General features: G+C 71.6%; 16 protein-coding genes. 5 read left to right on the top strand and 11 right to left on the bottom strand.

All coding sequences use genetic code 11. The features are described 5' to 3' along the window. The first annotated feature begins 29 nt into the window (after positions 1–29). On the top strand, positions 30–473 hold the full coding sequence (locus tag O0S08_RS08445; RefSeq protein WP_269038519.1) for a hypothetical protein: 444 nt from the start codon (positions 30–32) through the stop codon (positions 471–473). Here the strand turns inward: O0S08_RS08445 and O0S08_RS08440 are convergent, their stop codons facing one another. After that, a complete protein-coding gene (locus O0S08_RS08440) occupies positions 474–773 on the bottom strand; it encodes a hypothetical protein (RefSeq protein ID WP_269038518.1) in 300 nt (99 codons plus the stop codon). It lies immediately after the preceding gene. Between O0S08_RS08440 and O0S08_RS08435 the strand changes: the two genes are divergently transcribed. Further along, positions 745–2,412: an IgGFc-binding protein gene (locus O0S08_RS08435; protein WP_269038517.1), complete on the top strand. Its 1,668-nt coding sequence runs from the start codon at positions 745–747 to the stop codon at positions 2,410–2,412. The two genes, O0S08_RS08440 and O0S08_RS08435, sit on opposite strands and share 29 nt — an antisense overlap. A 79-nt stretch (positions 2,413–2,491) precedes the next feature. On the opposite strand, the gene O0S08_RS08430 is transcribed toward O0S08_RS08435, so the two are convergent. Continuing rightward, entirely contained in the window at positions 2,492–3,316 is an 825-nt protein-coding gene (locus tag O0S08_RS08430) for a phosphoribosylformylglycinamidine synthase subunit PurQ (protein ID WP_269038516.1), read from the bottom strand. Further along, positions 3,313–6,420: a phosphoribosylformylglycinamidine synthase subunit PurL gene (locus O0S08_RS08425; RefSeq protein ID WP_269038515.1), complete on the bottom strand. Its 3,108-nt coding sequence runs from the start codon at positions 6,418–6,420 to the stop codon at positions 3,313–3,315. Before O0S08_RS08425 ends, O0S08_RS08430 begins: the two co-directional genes overlap by 4 nt. A gap of 276 nt (positions 6,421–6,696) precedes the next feature. On the opposite strand from O0S08_RS08425, the gene O0S08_RS08420 reads away from it, so the two are divergent. Next, positions 6,697–7,281, top strand: coding sequence for a hypothetical protein (locus O0S08_RS08420; protein ID WP_269038514.1), 585 nt, complete (start codon positions 6,697–6,699; stop codon positions 7,279–7,281). Between the two features lie 173 nt (positions 7,282–7,454). Here O0S08_RS08420 and O0S08_RS08415 read toward each other — a convergent pair whose 3' ends face one another. From O0S08_RS08415 to O0S08_RS08395, 5 genes are all read right to left on the bottom strand, one after another. Next, positions 7,455–8,936 (bottom strand): hypothetical protein, encoded by a 1,482-nt coding sequence (locus O0S08_RS08415; RefSeq protein WP_269038513.1) that lies wholly within the window; start codon positions 8,934–8,936, stop codon positions 7,455–7,457. 247 nt (positions 8,937–9,183) lie between these two features. Further along, positions 9,184–10,686 carry a porin gene (locus O0S08_RS08410; RefSeq protein ID WP_269038512.1) on the bottom strand — a complete coding sequence of 501 codons (1,503 nt, stop codon included), beginning with the start codon at positions 10,684–10,686 and terminating at the stop codon, positions 9,184–9,186. A 61-nt stretch (positions 10,687–10,747) separates the two neighbouring features. Next, complete coding sequence (leuS, locus tag O0S08_RS08405; protein ID WP_269038511.1) at positions 10,748–13,396, bottom strand: leucine--tRNA ligase; 2,649 nt, start codon at positions 13,394–13,396, stop codon at positions 10,748–10,750. A gap of 395 nt (positions 13,397–13,791) precedes the next feature. Next, positions 13,792–14,295, bottom strand: a complete 504-nt coding sequence (locus O0S08_RS08400) for a hypothetical protein (protein ID WP_269038510.1) — start codon at positions 14,293–14,295, stop codon at positions 13,792–13,794. A 21-nt stretch (positions 14,296–14,316) separates the two neighbouring features. Next, positions 14,317–16,425 (bottom strand): IPT/TIG domain-containing protein, encoded by a 2,109-nt coding sequence (locus O0S08_RS08395; protein WP_269038509.1) that lies wholly within the window; start codon positions 16,423–16,425, stop codon positions 14,317–14,319. Positions 16,426–16,516: 91 nt separating this feature from the next. Here O0S08_RS08395 and O0S08_RS08390 point away from each other — a divergent pair, with 91 nt between their 5' ends. Then, the gene (locus O0S08_RS08390) at positions 16,517–19,780 is read left to right on the top strand and encodes a M4 family metallopeptidase (RefSeq protein WP_269038508.1); all 3,264 of its coding nucleotides are present in this window, start codon (positions 16,517–16,519) and stop codon (positions 19,778–19,780) included. A 1,026-nt stretch (positions 19,781–20,806) separates the two neighbouring features. Next, positions 20,807–22,495, top strand: a complete 1,689-nt coding sequence (locus tag O0S08_RS08385; RefSeq protein ID WP_269038507.1) for an MYXO-CTERM sorting domain-containing protein — start codon at positions 20,807–20,809, stop codon at positions 22,493–22,495. Positions 22,496–22,687: 192 nt separating this feature from the next. On the opposite strand, the gene O0S08_RS08380 is transcribed toward O0S08_RS08385, so the two are convergent. The 3 genes from O0S08_RS08380 to O0S08_RS08370 are packed head-to-tail and all read right to left on the bottom strand — an operon-like array spanning position 22,688 to position 24,319. Then, positions 22,688–23,275, bottom strand: coding sequence for an SMI1/KNR4 family protein (locus O0S08_RS08380; RefSeq protein WP_269038506.1), 588 nt, complete (start codon positions 23,273–23,275; stop codon positions 22,688–22,690). 46 nt (positions 23,276–23,321) lie between these two features. Further along, positions 23,322–24,158: a hypothetical protein gene (locus O0S08_RS08375; protein WP_269038505.1), complete on the bottom strand. Its 837-nt coding sequence runs from the start codon at positions 24,156–24,158 to the stop codon at positions 23,322–23,324. Beyond that, positions 24,155–24,319, bottom strand: a complete 165-nt coding sequence (locus O0S08_RS08370; RefSeq protein ID WP_269038504.1) for a hypothetical protein — start codon at positions 24,317–24,319, stop codon at positions 24,155–24,157. Before O0S08_RS08370 ends, O0S08_RS08375 begins: the two co-directional genes overlap by 4 nt. Between the last annotated feature and the right edge of the window lie 21 nt (positions 24,320–24,340).

The following is a 24,340-nucleotide window of genomic DNA, read 5'->3' as shown; positions in this document are numbered from 1 at the left end:
AGCCGCTCGGCCGGCGACCGCGTCGCCGAGTGAAGCGCGAGCCGAGGTGGGACTCGCTCGCAGAGTTCGCCGCGCTCCACGACGTCGTCGCGTCGCTCGCTCGCACCTGCGAGCGCGACGTCGGCCGAGCGGCGCCGCGGCGCGCGGCCCGGTCGTTCTCGATCCTGCCGTCGCTCGCTCGCCGTCTCGCCCCGCGCGCGGGCGGACGCGCCGAGCTGGTGAGGATGCACGGCGCGGGATCGATCGCAGCGCGCGACGTCGAGGTTCGTGTTCGTCCCTTCGCTCGCGCGAAGGTCGGCGGCGCGCGCATGGTCGTGCTCGCTGCCGCAGCGTCTGACGTCGCGGACCGCGAGCATGAACACTGCGAACACCACAAACACGCAGAGCACAACAACGCCGACGACGATCACGGCGAAGGAGTCATATCGCGCCCGCGCCGCCAGCAGCACCGGTTTTCGCGCGTGGCTGCGTGATCACCACCAGATTCTCCGCGGCGATACAGTTTCTGCGATGCGGTTCGGGCGGCTCTTTGCGAACGTGGCGATCGGCGGCGTGGCGATCTTCGGAGCGCACGCGTGCGGCGACGATTCGTCGCCGGCGATCACGACGCCGAACGAGAGCGCGACCGAGGTCATGGGCTCGACGTCGGCGCCCGCGCAGACCACATCGACCTCCGGCGAACCGGCGCCGACCACCACCGACGCGCCCACGAGCGAGCCCGGTCCAGACAGCACGAGCGGACAGATGACCACCGGCGCTGTCAGCGGCACCACCGACGACCCGTCGGAGACGACCGGCACCACCGGCACGCCGGTGCCCGAGTGCCCCGCCGGCGAGGTCGCATGCGACGGCGACGTCGCGCTCACCTGCGACGAGGACGGCAACATCATCGAGTCGATCCGTTGCCCCGAGGTGTGCGTACCGACCCTCGGCTGCGTGCTGTGCGTGCCCGGCACCGACGTGTGCGACGGCCCGGTCTCGAAGCACTGTCGCGCCGACGGCCTCGGCATGGTCGAGAGCCTGTGCGATCCGCTGCAGGGCCTGGTGTGCGAGCCCGAGACCGGCCGCTGCGTCGGCCACTGTGCCAGCGACGCGCTCGACGCCAGCTACATCGGCTGCGACTACTACCCGACGGTCACGCCCAACATCGTCGACGCCAGCTTCAACTTCGCGGTCGCGGTCTCCAACACCACCGACGAGCCGGCGCAGATCACGATCACCCGCGACGACCAAGTCCTCGACACCTTCGAGGTCGGGCCCGGCGACGTCGAGGTCGCCCCGCTGCCGTGGGTCGACGCGCTCAAGGATCCGAAGGCGAGCGGGATCGTGCAGGCCGGCGCCTATCGCCTGCGCTCCGACCGGCCGGTCTCGGTCTATCAATACAGCCCGCTCGAGTACGACAAGCGCCAGCAGTTCTCCTACTCGAACGACGCCAGCCTGCTGCTGCCCACCAACGTGTGGGGCGCGGCGACGCGGGTGATCGCCCGCAACACCTTCGGCGCGCTGCCCGGCGCCTACGTGGTGGTCGCGCGGCTCGACGGCACCGTCGTCGAGGTCACGCCGTCGAAGACCGGCGCGCCGGTGCTGCCGGGCGGAGGCATCGGCGCCGACGGCCACGGCCAGGTGCTGCTCAACGCCGGGGATGTCCTTTTGGTCATCTCGGGGGTCGCCGGCGGCACGCCCGACCAGGCCGACCTGACCGGCACCCTGGTCAGCGCCTCGGCGCCCGTGCAGGTGATCGGCGCCCACGCCTGCACCAACGTGCCGTTCGACAAGCAGGCCTGCGACCACCTCGAGGAGAGCAACCTGCCGCTGCAGAACCTCGCCACCGGCTATTACCTGACCACCCCGCTGGTCAAGCCGCCCCAGAAGCCGGCGGCCAAGAAGGCGCGGATGATCCGGATCGTCGCCACCGCCGAGGCCACCACCCTGACCTACGACCCGCCACAACCTGGCGCTCCGACCATGCTCGAAAAGCCAGGCGACTACGCCGAGTTCACCTCGTCGCAGGACTTCTGGATCGGCGCCAGCGCCCGCATCGCCGTGGCCGAGTACATGCTCGGCCAGAAGGCCGGCGGCGACACCGGCGACCCCGCCCTGACGATCGCCGTCCCGCCCGAGCTGTTCCGCACCACCTACGCCGTCCACGCGCCCACCAACTACGAGAGCAACTACGTCAACGTGATCGCCCCCACCGGCGCCCCGGTGACCGTCGACGGCCTCGTGGTCCCCGAGCCCGGCTGGACCGCGATCGGCAACACCGGCTGGTCGGTCGCCCGCCTCCCGCTGAGCAACAAGGGCGACGGCGACCACCTGCTCTCCTGCCCCCAGCCGTTCGGCGTGCAGGTCTACGGCTACGGGCAGTACACGAGCTACTGGTACCCGGGCGGCCTCAACCTTGCGCCGCTGTAGCCGGCGTCGGTCTGAACGGACATGTCCATGACGACATGTCTGTTCAGACATGCCTTTCAGGGCATGCTCTGGGTCGCGCTCAGCGCGAGGCGATCGCTCGCACGCCGCCGGCCAGCAGGTGGAGGCCGAGGCCGTGCTCCGGCAGCGTCCCGGCCTCGCGCTGGGCGATCCAGTGCGGGTGGTTCTCCGGGTACATGTACGCTTCGGGGTGGGGCATCAGGCCGAACACGCGGCCGCTCGGGTCGCACAGGCCGGCGATCCCGCCGGGCGAGCCGTCGGGGTTGTCGGGCCAGCGCTCGGTCGCCGCCCCGGCCTCGTCGGCGTAGCGCACCGGGACGAGGTGCCTGTCCTCGAGGACCTGTCGCAAGGGACCTTCCTCGAAGACCAGCTTGCCCTCGCCGTGGCGGCTCGGCAGCTCGATGGTCGGCGGCAGGTCGCGGGTGAACACGCACGGGCTGTCGCGATCGACCGCCAGGCGGACCCACGCGTCCCAGTAGCCGAGGCGGTCGTTCATCACCAGCGACACCCGCGGCTTCAGCCCCGGCTCGAGGCCCGGCAGCAGGCCGAGCTTCACGATCGTCTGGAAGCCGTTGCAGATCCCCAGCACCAGCCCGCCGTCGTCCACGTGGCGCAGCAGCCGCTCGCCCATGCGATAGCGCAGGCGGTTGGCGAACACCCGGCCGCTGGCGATGTGGTCGCCGAAGCTGAAGCCGCCGATGAACACCACCAGCTGGTGGCCGGCCAGCGCGTCGGCGTCGGCGATCGCGTCGGCGACGTGGCGCGCGGTCACGCGGGCGCCGATCGTCTGCAGCGCGGCGCAGGTCTCGGCCTCGCAGTTGAGGCCGTAGCCGGTCAGGACCAGCGCGCGCACCTCGGCGGCGGCCTCGATCACCAGCGGGTTCATCGCCGCACCTCCTGCGCCCGCGCCGGCAGCGGCGCCGGCGGTCCGTGGACCGCCGCCGGTCGGAACCGTTCGCGCAGCGCCGCCGCGGTCACGTCGATCAGCACCTGCTCGCCGCGGCGCACGCGGAGCCAGCCGCCGCCGTCCTGGCCCGGCGCGGCGACCTGCCCCAGCGCCTGCAGCCCGTGCGGGCCGAGGCGGGCGGTCAGCTCGGCCGCGGCGGCCGGCTTGCACGTCAGGACGATGCGGCCGGTGCTCTCGCTGAACAGGAACTCGGCTGGCGTCAAGGGCATGTCCTCCGGGACCTGTCGCAAGAGACCTTCGGTGACTGCGGCCTCGACCCCGAGCTCGCCGGCCAGGGTCATGTGTGCCAGCGCCACGGCCAGGCCGCCGCGGCCGGCGACGTGGGCCGAGCGGATCAGGCCGGCGTCGCGGGCGGCGGCGAAGGCGGCGTAGCGGGCCGCCGCGGCCGCCAGGTCGGTGGTCGGCACCCCGGGCAGGGTGAGCCCGCGCTGGCGCGCCAGCTCGCTGCCGCCGAGGTGGCGGCCGGTCGGGCCGAGCACGAACACGAGGTCGTCGGCGGCGATCGGCGCGAGGTCGAGGGCGCGGCGGACATCGGGCATCTGGCCGATCACCGAGACCAGCAGGGTCGGCGGGATCGAGATCTTCACGCCGCCGAGGTGGGCGTCGTTCTTCATCGAGTCCTTGCCGCTGATGAGCGGCACGCCGAACGCCTCGCACGCGGCCCGCAGGCCCTCGCAGCAGCGCACCAGCTGGGCCAGCTTGTGCTCGCCGTCGGGCGTCTTCTCGCTCTGCACCGGGTCCGGCCAGCAGAAGTTGTCGAGCGCCGCCAGCCGATCGATCCGCGCCCCCGCGCACAGCGCCCGCCGCACCGCCTCGTCGACGCACGCGCGCGCCATCGCGTCGGCGTCGAGGTCGCCGTAGTGCGGGTGCACGCCCTCGGCCAGCACCACCCCCTCCGGCCGCAGGTGGCGCGCGCGCATCACCGTCGCCGTCGACGGCACGTCCTGGCGCGCCCCGACCCACGGCTTGACCACCGACAGGCCCTTGACCTCGTGGTCGTAGCGGCGGGCCAGGTGCTCGTTCGAGGCCATGTTCGGCCGCGAGAGCATGTCCAGGAGGTCCTGTCCGATCGAACCTGGCGCAGCGGCCAGGCGCGGCTCGCCGAGCACCGCCGCCACCGCCGCCGCCGCGCTCTCGGGCCGGGCCGGCGGGCTCCAGCGGGCGCGCAGCGGCACCCGCGGGGTGCCCTCGTGGAGGAACTCGAGCTCGAGGTCGAGCACGGGCTTGCCGGCCCAGGTGGCGCGCAGGCGGCCGCCGCTCGTGAATTCGCCGAGCGGGGTGGCCTCGACCTCGCGCCGGCGGGCCAGCTCGAGCAGCGCCTCGAGCCTGTCCTTCGGGACAGCCAGAGTCATGCGCTCCTGGGCCTCGGAGATCAGGACCTCCCACGGCATCAGGCCGGGGTACTTGAGCGGCGCGAGGGCGAGGTCGATGTCGGCGCCGCCTGTGAATTGGGCCATCTCGCCGATCGACGACGACAGGCCGCCGGCGCCGTTGTCGGTCAGGCCGCTGTAGAGCCCGAGCGCGCGCGCCTCGGCGAGGAAGTCGGCGACCATCTTCTGCGTGATCGGGTCGCCGATCTGGACCGCCTGCACCGGCGAGGACTCGTCGAGCTCGACGCTCGAGAAGGTCGCGCCGTGGATGCCGTCCTTGCCGATCCGGCCGCCGAGCATGACCACGACGTCGCCGGCGCGCACGACCTTGTTCGCGGTCGGGCGCCCGGCCGAGGTCACCGGCATGACGGCCACGGTGCCGCAATAGACCAGCGGCTTGCCGGCGTAGCGGGCGTCGAACAGCTCCCAGCCGCGGCTGTAGGGGATGCCGGATTGATTGCCGCCGTCGATGACGCCGCGGTGCACGCCCTCGCGGATCTTCCGCGGATGCATGAGCCCCGGCGGCAGCTGACCGTTGAAGTCGGGCTCGCCGAAGCAATAGCCCCAGACGTTGGTGAGGAGATCGGCGCCGAGGCCGGTGCCCAGGCTGTCACGATTGACGCCGACGATCCCCGTCATCGCCCCGCCGTACGGGTCGAGCGCCGACGGCGAGTTGTGCGTCTCGACCTTGTACACGAGGTGATCCGCGTCGCTGAAGCGGACCACGCCGGCGTTGTCGTGGAACACCGAGACGAGGAACGGCGCCTCGCCGTCGGCGGTCGCGCGCGCCGCCGCGACCGCCTCGGTCGCGCCGCGGATGTACGTGCGGAACAGCCCGCGCTCGATCGTCCGCGTGCGCCCGGCCGGGTCGGTGTATTCGATCGGCGCGGCGAAGATCTTGTGCTTGCAGTGCTCGCTCCACGTCTGCGCCAGGCACTCGAGCTCGGCGTCGGTGGGGTCGCGGCCGAGGCCCGCGAAGTGACGCTGGATCGCCCGCATCTCCGTGAGCGACAGCGCGAGCATTCCCTGCGTGCTGATCCGCATCAGCGTCGCGTCGTCGGCCGCGCGCAGCGCCACCGTGGCGACCACCGCGTCGTGGGCCCCGCCGGCCCGCGGCACCGCGAACGCGTGCGGCCGCGGCGAGCGCTCGAGCGTGGCCCGCTCGATCAGCGGGTTGTGCAGCTCTCGCGCCGCTCGCTCGGCCTGGGCGGCCTCCAGGCCCCAAAACACGTAGGTCGTCGCGGTGTAGACGTGTCCGCGCAAGGGCCGGCCGAGGCAGTCCTCTGCGGCCCGCTTGACGCTGGTGCCGACGCTGTCGGTCACGCCGGGACGGAAGCCGATCGTCAGCAGCCACGGATCGCCGGCGGCGCCTGCGGGCGCGCCGAAGTCGTCGGCCAGGGCGCCCACTGCACCGACCTCGGCGACCGGATCGGTGAGCGCCGCGAGCACTCTTTCGGCCTCTGCCGGGCCGATGTCGAGATCGAGGAGATAGACCTTGCGCGTCCGCAGGCCGGTCGGGCGCAGGCCCGCGAGCTGCGCACCGGTCGCCGTCGCCAGCGCGTCGCTCAGGTCCGGCCTCACGGCGATCTCGAGCCGGTACGTGCAGAGCTCGGGGACCGTCTCTCGTGGATGCTCCGCGGGTCTCTGGGCCACGGGGCCTTGCTTGGCGCAGGACCACTCCGCTGTCAATCGCGCCTTCGGCTGGCTAAAGCGGAGTTTCCGCAAGGCCCGGCCTTGACAACGGCGATCCCGTCATGCAAGAGTTCTCATAAGGCTGACGCCTTTTGGAGTGTCTGGTCCGGCGACACCGTCGCCGTGACGAGTCGCTCGCTCGTTGTGATCCGTGTGGCGTCGGCATGGCCCGTATGGGCTTCGATACCGTCCCGAGGTTCATCTGTGAACAATCTGCCCCCCGGCCCTTCGGGCCTTGTGGAAGAACGGCACGAGCCGCTCCGTGACGCCTGGGCCGAGTCCCTGCGCGAGGTATTCGTCGATGTCATCAAGCAGCTGCCGAGCACCGTCACGCTCGGCGAGCTGGTCGAGGTGACGCGGCAGAACCAGGCCCTCGCCCCGGTGCTCGACCATTTCACCGTCCAGGAGCTCATCGACCTGGTCAAGGACCGCCCGCGCTCGGTCGACCCGCTCGGCGCCGCGGCTGCGGCCGCCGCTGCCGCTGCCGCCGCCGCCAAGGCCAGCGAGCCGCAGTTCGACGAGGACGGCAACCCGCTGCTCGACCTCGACGCCGGCTCGGCCGTCATCCGCCGCCGCGCCGACGCGCCCGACGGCGACCTCCGCCTGCTCCGCGCCCTCGTGCGCCAGAAGACCGGCCGCCGCGAGCCCGAGCTCGTGCAGGCCACCGGCCTCGCCTCCGACCAGGTGCGCCTGATCCTCCGCAACCTCCGGACCCGCGGCTACATCCATATCGAGGGCACCGGGGTCAAGCGCCGCGTCAAGATCACCCGCCACGGGGCCGGCTACCTGCGCAAGCTCGACCCCACCGCCGTGATCGCCTGAGCGATCGGCTGGCGAGGGGATGTCCCTCGCGCCATGTACGTTTGAACATGTCCTCTCGGGCAAGTCCCGAGAGACACCATCCCGGGCTCGCTCGGGCCCCAAAGCAGAAGCCCCGCCGCGTCGCCGCGAGCGGGGCTCTTCGCGTCACGCCCGCGCGGGGCGGCGGCACGGGCTCAGCCCGGCGTCTCGAGGGTCTCGCGGAGGATGCCGGCGAGGCAGTTGATCGCGTCGGAGAAGTCGTCGTCGCAGATCGACTCGATGCAGCAGCGGACCTTGTCGTCGTAGTTGAGCGACTGGCACACGTCGATGACGCGGGTGTTGGGGATCGCCTGACCGGTGGCCGGGTCGGTGCAGCCGGGCCCGATGCCGAAGTCGTACTCCTTCTGCGCCGGGGTGTCGGTGTCGCCCGGCAGGATGTCGGCCTGGTTCCACACGCGGTAGACGAGGTCGAACACGCCGCCGGCGGTCGGCTCGAACGGGGGATCCATGTTGTGCGCGGTCACCTTCGGCACGCCGAGGATGCCGAGCATGATGACCTCCTTGTGCTGCTGCTCGACCAGGACGGTCTTGAGGTAGCCGATGTAGCGCGACAGCGGCTGCAGCACGCCCTTGTCCTCGGACATGCAGCTCTCGTAGATGCCGTCGGCGTTGGCGTCGACGCACGACACGCCGGCGTTGAAGCACACCGCGCTGGTCGGCTCGTCCTTGACGCCCGGCATGTTCGGCGCGTCCTCCCAGTACTGGTTGAACATCGGGTCGCCGGCGAGCTGCGGGTCGAAGTACTTGTAGTCCTTGACCGAGCACTCGGCCTCGTCCGTCATGACGATGATCGCCAGCACCGCGCCGTCGCGGAGGAACGGCTTGGCGCCCTGGTTCCACGGCTTGTTCGGGTCGAGCGCCTGCAGCATCGTCTCGAGCGGCGCCTCCATGCCGCAGCCGTCGATGCCCTGCGGGCCGATGCAGGACAGCGCCTGCGCCACCGGGTCGCCGCCGTTCGGGTCGGCGTTGAGGATGTTGTTCTGGTCGAGCTGGAAGTTGATGAACGTGTCGGACGGGACCACCGAGCCCTTGCAGCCGTTGGTGCACGCCTCGGGGACCATGACCGGATTGCCGCCGAGGCCGGTGAAGCGGCCGAGGCGGTCGACGCAGGCGGTGTTGATCGGCGCGCCCTTGGCCGGGTCGTAGTCCGGCTTCTCGAACGGCGAACACAGCGGGTGACCGAAGTCGGTCGTGGTCACCATGATGTTGATGTTCGCGTTGACCGGCTGGTCGTTCTCGTCCTTGACGTTGCGCAGCTTTTCGATCAGGTACGGGAAGTTGGCCGCGAGGTTCTTCTGCTCCTCGCCCATCGTGCCCGAGTTGTCGATCACGAACAGCACGTCGAGCAGGTTGCACGCCATGTCGGTCCCGCAGCCGTTCGCCGACGAGTCGTCCGGCGGCAGGTCGAACTTCATCCCCGTGGTCGTCGGCGGCGTGATCGAGGTCGTGCCCTCGGAGTCCGGCCCCGAGGTGAGCGTCAGGCCGCCGGCGATGCCGGTCATCGGATTCGACGAGACGCTGTCGCTGTCTCCCTTGTCGTCACCGCAACCGGAGAGCGCGAGCCCGAGCGCGGAGAGGACGGTGAGGCGCTGTAAGTGTGAACGCTGAATGGTCATTTGAGCTCCCTGGCGGGCCGTGCCGCGCGAGCAGTCCTTCGTGCCACCATCGCACATGCACGCAGCGTAGCGCCACGGAAATTCGTGGCGCGCTCGCGTGAGGCATTCCGTCCCCACACCCACGAATATGGGCGAGGGAACTCACGATTATCGCATGCGGCCGCATCACTGTGACAGCACGGGCGGCGCGCCCGCCGGCCACTGAAGCACACCCCGAGCGCGCCTTCGTCCGCGCGCACGCCCGTGCTCAGAACGTGGCCTGCAGCTGAAGCCGCACCTGGTCCATCGGCCCGGTGATCGCCGAGCTGTAAAGGCGCAGATAGTCGAGCTGCAGCTTGAGGAAGTGACGGGCGAAGAACACGTTCACCACGCCGCCCACCTCGGTCTGATCGGGCAAGCTCGTACCGTAGCGCCCCGCGATCCCGCGCGAGCCGCCGTAGCGCACGCCCAGCTCGAGCGGGGTGTACGGGATCAAGTAGCCGGCCTGCGCGAAGTAGCCGATGCCGTTGCGCGCGGCCGTGGGGGTGATCGGCTGACCCATGAGATCGACCGCGTTGCCGGGGATCCGCCAACCATTCCGCCAGAAGAACGCGCTGTCGAGCGAGAAACCGGCGATCCGGAAACTGAGATCGGCGGTCGCGTTGTGCGTGCTGGTGAAGCCGCCGTCGGCCGGGATGGCGCCGCCGAAGCCGTGGTTGTCGTGCGGGTCGCGATCGATGAAGCCGTAGGCGGCGCCGATCAACATGCGCGGCTTCATGCTGCGGTCGAGGTCCGACTCCTCGAGGTCGTCGTACTGGCCGAACGGCAGCACCTCGAAGCGCCCGAGGTACATCAGGCCGAAGTTGCTCGGGCCGTACTTGGCGATGCCGTCGCCGAGGTAGACGCCGAGGTAGTAGCGCAGCTTGCCGAGCCCGGCGATGTCCTTCGAGCGCAGGTCGAGGCCGATGTCGCGGTCGAAGGTGAACTCGTTGTTGGCCAGCGAACGATCGACGAACTGCAGCGCAGTGATCTTGTTCATGCGCTGGTGGTTGTAGGGGACCTTGTACTGGCCGACGACGAGGGTGAAGTCGCGGAAGCGGTCGAGGGTGAAGAACCAGTCGAGGATCGGCGAGCGGTGCGGGACGCCGTCCTTGAACCCGAGCTCGACCGGCGAGAACGTGAGGGTGATGCGGTACTTGATGTTCTTGGTGAACACGTTGCCGCTCAGCCACACGCGCGCGCGCCGGAACTGCAGCGAGAAGTCGGTGTGCTCGGCGGCGCCGGGGGCTTGATCGGTGCCGGGCTGGCCGGGCACGTGCAACGCGACCGCTTGCAGCTGCATGAAGGCGTTGAAAGCCAGCGAGAAGCGGCCGCTGGCGCTCGCGACCTCGACGCCGACGCCGGGGCGCCACTTGGTGCGGCCGTCGGCGGTGATCGGGTCCTCGGCCAGGCGCGCGGCCTCCCACCGCGGCGCCCACTTCGACGGCTTGGGCGCGGCAGGAGCCGGCGCCGGGGCTGCTGCGGCCTTGTCCGCGGGCGCCGGTGTGCCGGACGTCACCGGCGCCGCGGCGGGAGCCGGAGCGGCCGGAGCGGTCGCGGCCGGCGCAGCAGCGCTCGCAGGGCCGGTCGCCTCGGTCGCGGGGGTCGAAGCCGCTGGCGGCGCCTCACCGGCGGAGCCGCTCGGGGCCGGCGGGACATCGGCCGCCGGCGTCGGCTCCCAGGGCCCCGGAGAGGCGAGGGCGATGAACCCGCAGAGAAGGGTGAGGTGCATGCCGGGTTTTTGCGGGCAGAATCCCTGCCCTGTCCAGTGAAGGAAGGTTCACCGGGGTGGCTCAGAGCACCACGTTCACCAGCTTGCCCGGGACGTAAACCACCCTGCGCGGCGTCTTGCCCTCGAGGTATCGGGCCAGCTCGGACGAGTTCATCACCAGCTGCACGACCTCGGCTTCGCTGATCCCCACGGCCACCTGCAGCTCGGCGCGGCGCTTGCCCCCGATCTGGACCACCAGCGGGAAGGTGTCCTCCGTCAGCCAGGCGTCGTCGGCCGCCGGCCACGGCTCGTGGGCCAGCGAGCGCACGTGCCCCAGCGAGCGCCAGATCTCCTCGGCCAGGTGGGGCGCGAACGGGGCCAGCAGCAGCACGAACTGCTCGAGCGAGTCGCGGGGCAGCGGCTCGTCCGGCTGGGCGATGTCGCGCACGTAGACCATCATCGCCGAGATCGCGGTGTTGAAGGCCAGCCGGTCGATGCGCTCGGTGACCGCGGCGATGGTCTTGTGCAGCAGCCGGCGCTGGCGATCGCTGCCCTCGCCCGCCGCCATCTCACCTGTCTCGAAGGCCAGGCGATGCACGCGCTGGAGGAAGCGGAAGCAGCCGGCCACGCCGTCGGTCTGCCACGGCGCGCTGTGCTCGAGCGGGCCCATGAACATCTCGTACAGGCGCATGGTGTCGGCGCCGTACTGGCGGACCACGTCGTCGGGGTTGACGACGTTGCCGCGCGACTTGCTCATCTTGTCCCACTGCACGCGCACCGGCTCGCCGGTGGCCTTGACGCGCCACTGGTCGCCGCCGGGGACCAGCTCGACGAGGTCGGGCAGGAACAGCACCGGCTTGCCCTGCTCGTCCTTGCGGGCGTCGAGCGGGTGGTAGGTCGCGCCGAGGACCATGCCCTGGTTGACCAGCTTCTGGAACGGCTCGCGGGTGCCGACGTGGCCGAGGTCGAACAGGACCTTGTGCCAGAAGCGCGAGTACAGCAGGTGCAGCACCGCGTGCTCGGCCCCGCCGATGTACAGGTCGACCGGCAGCCAGTAGTCGGCGGCGCGCTTGCTGAACGGCGCGGCGTCGTTGCTCGGGTCCATGAAGCGCAGGTAGTACCAGCAGCTGCCGGCCCACTGCGGCATGGTGTTGACCTCGCGCAGGCCGCGGCCGGCCGGGCCGTCGTAGCGGCGCCACGCCTCGGCCTTGGCCAGCGGCGGCTCGCCCGACTCGCTCGGCTGGTAGTCGTCGATCGTCGGCAGCGGCACCGGCAGCTCGGCGTCGGACACCGGGAACACCGCCCCGTCCTCGCCGTGGACCAGCGGGAACGGCTCGCCCCAGTAGCGCTGGCGCGAGAACAGCCAGTCGCGCAGCTTGTAGGTCACCCGCCTGGTCCCGAGGCCATGTTCTTCGAGCCAGGCGATCATCGTGCGCTTGGCCTCCGGCGTCGCCAGGCCGTCGAGCAGCCCGGAGTTGACGGCCACGCCGTCGCCGACGAACGGCGCCTCGGCGATCGGCCGGTCGCCGCCGGACACGACCTCGACGATCGGCAGGCCGAACGCGGTGGCGAACGCGTGGTCGCGCTCGTCGTGGCCGGGCACCGCCATGATCGCGCCGGTGCCGTAGCCCATCAGCACGTAGTCGCTGATCCAGATCGGGATCCGCTGCTTGTTGACCGGGTTGATGGCGAAGGCGCCGGTGAACTCGCCGGTCTTGTTGCCCTCGGCCGCCTCGGCCTGGCGGTCGCGCTCGCTGCGGGTGGCCGCCCGCGCGACGTAGGCGTCGACCGCGTCGCGCCGCTCGGGCGCGGTGATCGCCGCCACCAGCGGGTGCTCGGGCGCCAGCACCATGTAGGTCGCGCCGAACAGGGTGTCCGGGCGGGTCGTGAAGACCGTCAGCTTGCCCTCGAAACCTGCCCCTTCGGCCAGCTGGAAGTCGACCTCGGCGCCCTCGGAGCGGCCGATCCAGTTGCGCTGCATCTCGAGCACGCTGGTCGGCCACTCGAGGCCCTCGAGGTCGGCCAGGAGGCGCTCCGCGTAGGCGGTGATGCGCATCATCCACTGGCGCATCGCCCGGCGGACCACGGTGTAGCCCTGCTCGACGTGCTCGGCGACCTCCTCGTTGGCCAGCACGACCCGCAGCTCGGGGCACCAGTTGACCGGCGCGTCGTGGAGGTAGGCCAGGCGGCGCGCGTCGCGGTAGGCCCGGACCGCGGCCTCGCCGGCGGCGCTCACCTCGGGCGGGATCGGCAGCTCGGCGATCGGCCGCGCCCGGCCCGCCTCGGCGTCGTAGAAGGACTCGTAGATCTGCAGGAAGATCCACTGCGTCCACTTGAAGTAGCGCGGGTCCGTGGTGTCGATCTCGCGCTCCCAGTCGTACGAGAAGCCGAGCGACTTGAGCTGGCGCTTGAAGTTGACGATGCACTCGGCGGTCCGCGCCGCCGGGTGCACGCCGTACTTCATCGCGTGGCGCTCGGCCGGCAGCCCGAACGCGTCCCAGCCCATCGGGTGGAGCACGTTGTAGCCGCGCATCCGCTTGTAGCGGGCGACGATGTCGGTCGCGGTGTAGCCCTCGGGGTGGCCGACGTGGAGGCCGTCGCCCGAGGGGTACGGGAACATGTCGAGGACGTAGTACTTGGGTCGCTCGGGGTCGATCTCCGCCGCGAAGGTGCGGTGCTCGTCCCAGTACCGCTGCCAGCGGGCTTCGATCGCGCGGAATTCGTAGGTCATGGCGCGCCGCAACGCTAAGCCGAGCGCGCGCGATTGCCAAGAAAAACCCGCTCCGGGGCCCAGGCGGGCAGCGCTCGCCGGTCACCGCCCGCGTCGCGCCCAGTCGGCCGACCCGCGCTGGCGGCCTGCGCGGTTCGACCGGCACATGGCCGTCGCTCCCCGCCACGCCGCGGCTTCACTGCGCCGGAGCACCGCCCGCCGCGGACACCTCGACACCCGGGGGCGTGGGAGGATCGGCGCCCGCGCAAGTCATCGCGTCGCCGCGTCGACGACCCGAGTGATTTACGGCGTGAGCCGGTCCGGCGCCTCGACGCGGCCGGATCTGTCGAGCGCTCCGGCAGCCTCGTCCGTGCCGCCCGCCCGCTCGCGTCGGCGCCGCCCGGTCCCCCGGGCGCTCACGGCGACGGGCACGGGCCGGCGCGCGGGCTCACGGGGATGCTCGCGCCGGCCTCGACCTGGGCCTTCGTCACCAGAGTGACCTCCTCGGTGCCGGGGCCGAAGCAGCGGCCGACGTAGCCGGTGTCGGTGAGCGCGCGGGCCTCGATCTGCCAGCGCCCGGCCGACTTCACGACCACGCGCATGTCGGCGGCGTTCTGGCTCGCGGGACAGGTGGCGGCGTCGCCGACAACCTCCTCGAACGGGTCGACCTTGATCGTGCACGGGGCCGGCTTCGCCTGCTCGCAGCCGACCTTGGTGGCGCGGAACGACACCGCGGTCGCGCCGTTGGTGCCGCACAGGTCGATGACGTCGACCTGGCCGACGATCTCGACCTCGCCCGGGGTGGCGCCCGGCGTCATCGTCGTCGAGCTGCCGCTCTCGGTGGTCGCGTCGCCGTCGTCGCCGCAGGCGACCGCCAGCACCAAAGCACATGTCCCAAGGAACCTGCCCCGAAGTCTCATCGACCCTCGCCTCCGCGCGGCTCAGCCCGCCTTGCCCTTGCCCTTGCCGGTGTTGGTCTTCGGCTTGCCCTGCGGCTCGACGTGCTTGTCGCCGCGCGCGCCCTTGCCGGTGGTCGCCGCGGCCCCGCCCTCGACCGCCTGCTTGCTGGCCTTGAGGACATCCTGCCACAGCTTCTTGCGCCCGGCTGCGAGCCCGCCGAGCCGCGTCGTCACCTCGCCCTCGACCGCCGGCCACGTCTTGCCCGCCGCCAGCACCGCCGCGAACGCGCCCTTGATCGCCTCCGCGTACAGCTCGGGCAGGTCGACCTTCGCCACCGCGCCGGCCTCGCTGAGCAGCTTGCCGCTGGCGACGAACTTGTTCTTGCAGGCCGACTCGACCTGGACCCGCGCCGCGGTGGCCGCCGCGACCTCGGCGTCGACCTCGACCAGCCCCGTGCCCGCGTCGCCGGCCGTCGCCGCCAGCGGCAGGCCCGACCACAGGTCGCGCAGCTGCCCCGCGAGCGCGAGCATGTGCTTCTGGCTGGCCCGCAGCGCGTCGCCGAGGCCCGCGTTGGCCTCCGCCTGGGCCTGCGTCTTGCCGGCCGTCATCTGCGAACACAGGGCCACCTGGGCGACGGTGAAGCGGCGCAGGTCGAGCGCGAGCCGGCGCCCGACGGCGGCGGCATCCGCCTGGCCTTCGGGACCGGTCGCGGCGCGGCCGAGCGCCTTGAGGGCCTCGGCCCCGCTGTCGGGCTGGCGCCGGCTGACCTCGAGGTCGGCAGCGATCGCGGCCGGCGAATAACCGCTCCCGCCGGCCGCGAGGATCTCGCCGAGCCGCGCCGGCCCGGCGCTGTAGCCCCCGGCCGCGCCGTCGACCGTCAGCGCCGGCCCCTTGTACTTGCCGGTCTTGGCCTGCAGCGCCTGCTCGGCGGCCTTCGGCGCCTTCGTCAGCGCGAACGTCACCCGCGTCGGGTCGACGAAGCTGGTCTTCACGCTCTTGCCGGCCAGGGTGAACTTGGTCTTGTCGGTCAGCTCGCGCCCGCGGATCTCGCCCTCGACGCCCTTGCCCTCGGGACCTGGCCAATAGGACATGGCCTCCACGACAGGCGTCTTGATCACCGCGACCGGCTTCTTGCTGGCGAACTCGCGGCCCTGCGAGACCGCCACCAGCGGCTGGTCGGTCGGCGCGTCGTCGGGCAGCGTCAGCGCCACCTTCGACTTGCCGGCCGGCGCCTCGGGCACCAGCGTCACCTGTCCCAGGCGCCAGGTCGCCACCGCGTCGAGGTTCTTGCCGCTGACCTTGAGCGTCCCCGGCGCGCCGACCTCCTTGGGCACCGTCGTCAGCAGCGGCGTCGGGTGGACCGTGAACGCCACCGCCGAGCCCTTCTTGCGCGCCTCGGCCTTGAGGTCGCCGGACTTGGCGCCCTTGGCGATCGTCACGGTCGCCTTGGTGTCGGCCTGCTCCCCGGCCTTGAGCGGCTTGCTGCCGAGCTTGAACTTGGCCGCCCCGAGGTGGGCGCCGGTGAGCGTCACGCTGTCGCCCTCGAACGCCGCCGTCGGGCTGACCGCAGTCAGCGCCGGGGCGTAGAAGATCTCGTAGTCCTTCTTCAGCGCCGCCTCGCCGCCCACGCTCTTCACCGCCAGCGGCCCGGTGGTCCCCGCCGGCGCGGTGAAGCGGAGCGACGTCGCCCCGAGCTCGTCGACCTTCACCGGCGCGCCGGCGAGCGTCAGCGTCGTCACGCGATCGAGGTTCTTGCCCTTGAGCGTGACGACCTCGCCGGGCGCCGCGAACGTCGGCGACGCGGAGGTCAGCGTCGGCGCCTTGACGAAGCCCGCGATCGCCAGCTCCGCGACCTTCTTCTTGTTGCGCTTGAGGATCAGCTTCTTCGCGCTCTTGGTCTTGAGCGGCACCGTCGCGGTGATCGAGCCGGCCGCGATCGTCACGGCCTCGAGCGTGATCGCGTCGATCATCACCACGTCGCCCTCGGCGAAGTTCGAGCCGGTGATCGTGATCGTCGCGCCGGCCCCGAACTCGCCCGGTGACACCGCCTGCAGCGTCGGCGTCGCGGGGGCCTCCGCGGGCGGCGGCTCGGCCCACGCCGGCCTCGCGCCGCCGAGCAGGATCGCGACCCCGATGGCCGCGCAGATCACCTTCGCTCCAGAACTCGACGACGTCGTGACGCGCACCCGCGAAGATTCGCCCCGCGAGCCGGCGATCGTCAAGGTATCCTCGCCGCGCCGTATGAAGCGTCGTCTCTCGCTGTTCACCGCCTCGCTCGTGTCCCTCGCGATGATCCCGCTGGCCGGCGCCGCCGAGCCGACCGGCAAGCGCAGCGCCGCCGGCAACAAGACCCTCGGCAAGCCGCTCGCGCGCGTCGTCGCCGCGGATCACCCGGCCGCGCGACCGCGGCCGTTGACCCTCGCGCAGGCGGGCAAGGCCGCCGCGCCGGCGCCGTTCGTGCGCGACGCTCTGGTCGACCTCGCCGCGCGCTCGAGCGAACCGGCGCAAGTCCGCCTCGATCCGGCGCACGGCACCCTGCGGCGGTTCGACGGCCGCGTCGCCAACCCGCACGGCGCCGGCGTGCACGCGGGCGAGGCCATGCTCGCCGAGCACCGCGACGTCCTCGGCCTCGCCGCCGCGCCGGGGGCCGTCGAGCTCGCGCGGTCGCGGGTGATCGCCGGCGACCTCGGCGACCTCGCGCTGCACTACGACGTCCGCTTCCGCGGCCTCCCGGTGTGGGGCGCCGAGGTCAAGGCCCACTTCGACCAGGACGGCGCCCTCACCTCGATCGCCGCGCAGAACCTCGGCCGCCTCGACCCGCCGCTCGTCGTCAAGTTCGGGGCCGACGCCGCCCGCGCCCGCGCTCGCCGGGCCAACGGTCCCGAGGCGATCGATCGCCGCGCGGTCGATCGCGGCCCCGCCGAGCTCGGCGTCTGGCCGCAGAGCCACGACCGCGGGGGCGTCCTCGCCTGGCGCGTGATCCAGACCGTCGACCTGCCCGACGGCTCCTATCAGCACTTCGTCACCTACGTCGACGCCGAGGCGGGCCACGTCCTCGCGCGGCATCCGCTCGTCACCACCGAGACTGTCACGCCGACCACCGGCACCGCGACCGACCACTTCGGCAAGCAGGTCACCCTGCGCCTGTCGCTCTACCAGGACAAGAACGAGTACGGCCTCTACGACCGCAGCAAGGGCCTCGCCGCGGCCACCCTGCAGACCCTCGACGGCGGCAACAGCCAGTCGCCGGCCAGCGCCGCGCTGGCGACCAGCAAGACCAAGACCGCGTGGACCGCCGCCGAGGCGACCGCGCACGCCCACATGCAGAAGGTCATCGACTACTACCAGGCCACCCACGGGCGCAACTCGTGGGACGGCAAGGGCGCCGCGGTCGAGCAGGTCATTCACTTCGGCCAGGCCTTCAACAACGCCTTCTGGGACCCGTACAACAAGCTCATGGCGATCGGCGACGGCGACAAGTGGCTCTTCAAGGAGTTCACGCGCTCGCTCGACGTCTCGGCCCACGAGTACAGCCACGCCGTCATCACCGGCACCGCCAACCTCGTCTATCAGAACCAGCCGGGCGCGTTGAACGAGAGCTTCGCCGACGTCATGGCGATGATGATCGACCGCGACGACTGGACCCTCGGCGAGGACGTCGTCGGCCCCGGCTTCGGCGCCCCGTTCGCGCGCAGCTTCATCGACCCCGGGCTCGGCCAGCAGCCCAAGCACATGAGCGACCTGTACAAGGGCGTCGACGACTACGGCGGCGTCCACATCAACAGCGGGATCCCCAACCACGCCGCCTACCTCCTCGCCACCGCCCGCAGCAGGGAGCTGCTCGAGAAGGTCTGGTACCGCACCCTCTACAAGGGCCACATCGGCAGCCAGGCCAGCTTCGTCGACATGGCTCAAGGGACAGTCGCCGCCTGCAAGGAGCTCGTCGCTCTCGGCCAGGCGCAAGGCGGCGACTGCACCGCCACCGCCGAGGCGTGGGTCGAGGTCGGCGTGCTCGCGGCCAGCGACGTGCCGATGGACGGCTGCCCCGACGACGCCTCCGAGAAGGACGGCCTGTGTTACTGCGACCCCGGCTTCGTCCCCAGCGGCGACGGCACCGCCTGCGTCGCGCTCGGCGGCGTCGAGTGCCCCGCCAACGCGATCGAGGCCAACGGCCTGTGCCTGTGCCAGGACGGCTTCAAGCCCAACCAGGACGGCAGCCAGTGCGTCGCCGCGGAGAACGGCTGCCCGCTGAACTCCGGCTGGGACGCGGCCAAGAAGCAGTGCGTGTGCGACCCCGGCTTCGAGGGCGCGCCCAACGCTCCCGACGGCAAGTGCGAGCCGGTCGAGAGCGACTGCCCCGAGAACGCGCACCCCGAGTGGGCCGACCCGATGAACCAGGCCGACTACACCTGCGCCTGCAACGACAACTTCGAGGACGACGGCCTCGGCAACTGCGTCGTCATCGCCGGCACCTGCGGCAACGAGTCGTTCTTCGGCCGCTGCGACGGCGACACCCTCGTCTACTGCCAGGTCGGCGTGCCCGACGACGAGATCGTCAGCATCGACTGCGCCGGCGACGGCCTTGTGTGCGGCGAGTTCGACTCGATCGTCGGCTACGACTGCCTCAACCCCGACGGCAAGGGCGCGGCCGCCACCTGCGACGCCGACGGCTACCAGGAGTGCGGCGCGAACAACCCGTTCTGCGTGTCCGAGCAGGACGCCCCGACCGGCTTCTGCTCGCACGAGTGCAAGGCCGGCGGCGACTGCGAGAGCGCCTACGACTGCTGCGCCAGCGTGTCGGACGGCACCCGCGCCTGCCTCGTCGACCCCTACTGCGCCGAGAACATCGACACCAAGGCGACCTGCAAGGACGTCCCCGGCGGCAGCACCTTCCACGGCAAGTGCGTCGGCGACGTGCTCGTCTACTGCGACGGCTCGACCGGCGTCACGCAGGAGGTCTACTGCGTCAAGGAGGGCAAGGAGTGCGGCTTCGTCGACGCGAAGATCGGCTACAGCTGCGTCGACCCCGACTCCGGCGCCCTGCCCGAGGCCCCGGCCGACTGGTGCCCCTACGAGCACGACGGCAGCTGCGACGTCCCCGACCTGTGCCCCGAGGGCTCCGACGGCGCCGACTGCAACCCGTGCGGCGACATCGGCGAGGGCGGCACCTGCGACGGCGACGTCCTCAAGTTCTGCCACCCCGACGACGGCCTCGTCACCACCGACTGCGAGGCCACGCCGACGACCCCGTCCTGCGGCGCGAGCGACGACGGCGGGTTCGCCTGCGTCCCCGGCCCCGGCCCCGACGACCCGACCACCGGCGGCCCGTCGACCGGCGGCGAGGGCAGCGGCAGCACCGGCGACGACCCGAGCCCCGACACCGCCACCGCCGGCGAGGTCGGCACCATCACCTGCACCTGCCGCAGCGACGCCCCCGCCGACTGGCGCCAGCTGCTGCTCGCCGCCCCGCTGCTGCTCCTGCGGCGCCGCCGGCGACATAGCTGATGGGGCATGTCTCTTCGAACATGCCTTTCAGGACATGACCGGCGCGGCCCGCCGCGCCGGTGGGACATGACCTGAAGGACACACGGCTTCCCTGGTCGGCGCGACTCGCAGTCGCGCTGATGGACATGACCTGAAGAACACTCGCCGTTCAGGCTGGCCGGCGCGGCCCGTGATCGCGCCGATGGGACATGACCCGAAAAACATGTCCGTTCAGACATCTTGCCCATGACTCGCCCGGTCTGTCCGGACTCGGCTCGCGGCTCGAGGTCCGTCGCTACCCGTATGGCTACGAACCCCGAAATCCGTGAGCTGCTCGATCGGACGCGACGCGCTCGCCTCCACGCCTCCTCGGGCCCTTGCCCGTCGCTCTGGACATCGACGCGCCGTCCTGCTCTCCTGAGGCCTGGATGGAGCTGGAGATTCGCCGATGAAGTGCGACCGCATGCCGAGTATTTCGCGACTGTTCGTCTTCCGTTCGGCAGCGGTGCTCGCGGCCGGGCTGACCCTCCTCGCCGCCCCTGGCCGCGCCACTGCGGCCTGCGTCGACGAGGCCACCTGCGCGGTGAAGAAGCCGCTCGTGCTGTTCGTGCTCGACTACTCGACATCGATGAACAGCCCGTTCAGCGGCAACGACAGCCGCTGGGAGGCCGTGGTCGAGCAGCTCGTCGGCGCCCTCGAGGCCGACCAGGGCCTGCTGGCGGATCAACTGCAGATCGGCGTGCTCCGCTACGGCCACGACCCCGACCCCGCGCCCCGGGCACGCCGATCGCCGGCGACGCCTCCGGCCTGGTCGACGGCCTGCGCCTCGACATCGGTTTTTACGATCCGCTCGCGCCCGCCAAGGCCTACTCGCAGTGCAACGGCGACGCGCTGCAGGCCGCCCTCCTCTCCACCCCGCCCCCGCTCGGCGGTCAGCCGGGCGGCATCGAGTCGTGGACCGCCGGCGCGCTCGCCCAGGCCAAGGCCTACCTGCAGCAGACCGCAGCCGACCACCCGCTCGACCTCGGCACCCGCGACGCGGCGATCGTGCTCGTCACCGACGGCCCGTGGACCGATCCGTCCGGCACCACCGAGCTCGCCCCGCCGACCGCCGACCCCGCCCTCGTCGCCGCCGACCTTTTTAATAATATGTCCGTTCGGACATACGTCCTCGCGCTCGGCGAGGCCGCCGATCAGCCGTGGGCCGACGACATCGGCGTCGCCGGCGGCACCGGCCCGGCGCGCCTCGGCCTCTACCCGTACGGCCTGGGGCGCGCGATCGGGGCGGTCGTCGACGCCGTCACCGAGGACGTGCGCCTCCCGCGGTGCAGCCCGATCATGGCGCGCGCGATGGTCCTGCTCGACGCCTCCTCTTCGATGCTCAACATCCAGGGCGGCACCCTGGCCGGTCCCATGGGCATGACCTCGTGGGACTTGATCCGCGACGCCCTGGCCGGCGCTCCCACCCCGCTCTTCGAGTTACCCACCCTCGCCAGCACGCGCGAGTCCTTCACGCTGTTCGGCCTGGCCGTGTTCGGCCACGATCAGCCAGCCCCCGGCGAACAGCAGCTGCTCGTCGACTACGGCCTGTGTCACAAGCCGCACTTCGCCTGGGCCCTCGATCCCGAGACTTCTTGTGAGCTCCCAGGGTGCACCGATCCATGGGGCGGCCCGCCCATCACCTGGACCTTTAAAGATGGCGACCAGGCCGACCCGCCGTTCGCAGAACCGGTCGTCAGCCACATGCCGCGCTGCGACCTGCACCCGAACAACCCCATGGCGTGCACCGGCTCCGGCATGTACCTCCACCTCGGCCTGCAGCTCGTGCAGGACCACCTCGCCACCTACAAGGCCGCCTGCCTCGCCGACCCGGCGATGCCGTGCACCGACGCGACGCCGTTCATCAACATCCTCATCGTCGACGGCGCCTACAACTCGAGCGACGCCGCCGTGCAGGCCCCGCTCGAGGCGATGCACGCCGCCGGCGTCACCACTCGAGTGATCGGCTTCGGCGACCTCGTCACCACCCCGCAGACCACCGCCCAGCTGGCGGCGATGGCGGGCTGGGGCTCGGGCGGCCTCCACCCGCAGATCATGGCCAAGAACCAGGCGCAGCTCGAGCTCGCCCTGGCCGCGATCGCCGACCCGCTGCCCGCCGACCCGTGCTGCGACACCCGCGCGTGCCTTCAGGCCAGCCACTGCGGCGACGGCATCGTCGACCTCGACGAACAGTGCGACGACGGCAACGACAACTGGGACGACGGCTGCAGGCCCAACTGCTTTCTCGAGCCGCCCGTCGAGACGACCGGCGACGACACCACCACGGGTGACGACACCACCACCGGCGACACCTCGACGTCGGACGACACCACCACCGACGCGGCCTCGACCTCGACCACCACGACGACCTCGACCACCGACGCGCTCACCGGCACCACCTCGACCTCCACCTCGCTCGACCCGACCAGCACCACCTCCACCACCTCCACCACCTCGACGACCGCCACCACCGTCGTCCCCACCGGCGACGGCCCGCCGACCACCCAGGGTCCGGTCGACACCTCGGACACCAGCGCCGGCAGCAGCTCGTCCACCGATCCCGCCGGCACCGGCGACCCCAACACGAGCGATGGTTGCGCCTGCACGAACAATTCGCAGCGCGACACGAGCCCCCTCCTGCTGCTCGCGCTCGCCGGCCTCGCCCGCCGTCGCCGCCGCTCGTCGGCTCTCCCATGAGCCCGACGAACCATCGGACCGCACGAGTCCGGCGCGGGCCGCGGCTGTGACGGCCCGACGTGACGCCCTCTCCCGGTAGCGAATGAGACCGCGCTATTGGCCCTCGCCGTCACCGACGAGCCCGCCGCTTGGCTCGACAGGCTGGGCACCGGGGACGTCAAACGACTGTCTACGTACCTGACCCGGTATTCGCTAGGACGCCTCGCGGATGAACTCGTCGATCTGCGCGCGCAGCCACGCCGCGAAGTCGGCGTATTCGTGCGCCTCGGCCGACACCCGTCCCCCGCCCTCGCGCTCGCGGGCGAACCGCGGCTCGTCGGCCTGGTGGCGACACACGGGGTACTCCGGGCCGGGCGCGCTGGTGTCGAAGCACCATTGCCCCCCGCCGCCGGCGTCGGCGAACGCGACCAGATGGTCGGTCGTGATCGCGTGCTCGCGGCCGTCGCCGTCGACCCACAGCGCGCCCGGCCCCACGCGCACGTGCTCGCGCGTGTGTGCGGCCGCCTCGCGCGGGGTGTAGACGCAGAACCCTGCCACCTCGCCGGCCGCGTCGAGCACCCGCAGCGAGCCGAACGACCCCATGAACGCGCGCCAGCTCGGCGGCGGCGCGAACTGGACCGCTGGAGCGAGCGCCGCAGTCAGCTCATCGAGCGCTGCCCCTGGCACGGCCCCGTAGACCGCCCCGAGGTCGCGCTCGGCCGCGACCGCCACGAGCCCGTAGACGAGCCCCTCGAGGCTGTCCGCGCCGCCCTTGCCCTTCGAACCTGTCTTTCGCGCCATGTCCTTGACGCCCTTTCTCTTCGGACCTGTCCTGTCCGCCATCTTATCAGAACCGCAGCCGCACCCCGGCCCCGCCGGTCCACTGCAGGCGCGTCGGGCCGAGGGCGATGCTGTCGAGCTTGCGCTTCGACTTGACCGCCTGGACCAGCAGCCCGACGGACACGCCCGTCAGGATGAAGCCGATCAGGCCGAGCCAGTAGCCGCCGGCCACCAGCCCGCCCTTCGGCTTCTCCGCCTCCATCAGCGGCATGCCGCCCTCCGAGTTCCACTCCTGCGCCTTCTCGTACGCATCCTTGCGCTGGACGTGGACCACGAACATCCCCACGCCGCCGCCGAGCGCCCCGAGCCCGAACGCCATCGTCCCCACGCCGAGCCCGATCTGCCGCTTGTAGGCGCCGGCGATCCGCACCCGCCGCCGGCCGAGCTCGTCGAGGCGCTGATCGACCACCATCTGCTCGTCGGACGAGGCGTGCGGGCGGAACGCCTGATACTCGCTCACCGCGGTGTTGAGCTTGCCCTGCGCCTCCGCCAGCACCGCGAGGTTGTAGTGCATCGGCCGCCAGTTCGGCGCGAAGAAGGCGACGCGGCGGAACTCTTCCTCGGCGTCGACGTAGTTCCCCTTATTAAAGTGGTCGACGGCCTTGATCGCGTGCTTCTGCGCCTGGTCGCTCAGCGCCTCCGACGTCTCCGCGGCCCCGGGCTCCGGCAGCTCCGGCTCGCCCGCGTGGACCACCGTCGGCGTCGCCAGCGACCCCGCGCACGCCAGCGCCACGAGGGCGCGGCCGAGCCTACGACCTGTCCCGAAGAACATGGCGAGAATCCCCTGCGCCCGCTCCACCGGCGCGAGCATGCACGTCTGCGAGTCGGCTTCCCTGTGCATCATGTCCTGCGAGCCATGTCCGAAAGGTCAGAAGCGAAGGGTGACCCGGCCCCGCCGTTCCACTCCGGCTCGACCGCCAGGGCCACCGACGGCGTCGCCAGCGCCCCCGCGCACGCCAGCGCCACGAGGGCGCGGCCGAGGTCACGGCATGCCCCGGAGAACATGTCGTAAAAAACCTGCGCCGC

The organism is Nannocystis punicea (assembly GCF_026965555.1).
Classification (GTDB): Bacteria; Myxococcota_A; Polyangia; order Nannocystales; family Nannocystaceae; genus Nannocystis; species Nannocystis punicea.
Note: the sequence above shows the minus strand (reverse complement) of the source record. Positions and strands in the feature narration are given on the sequence as shown.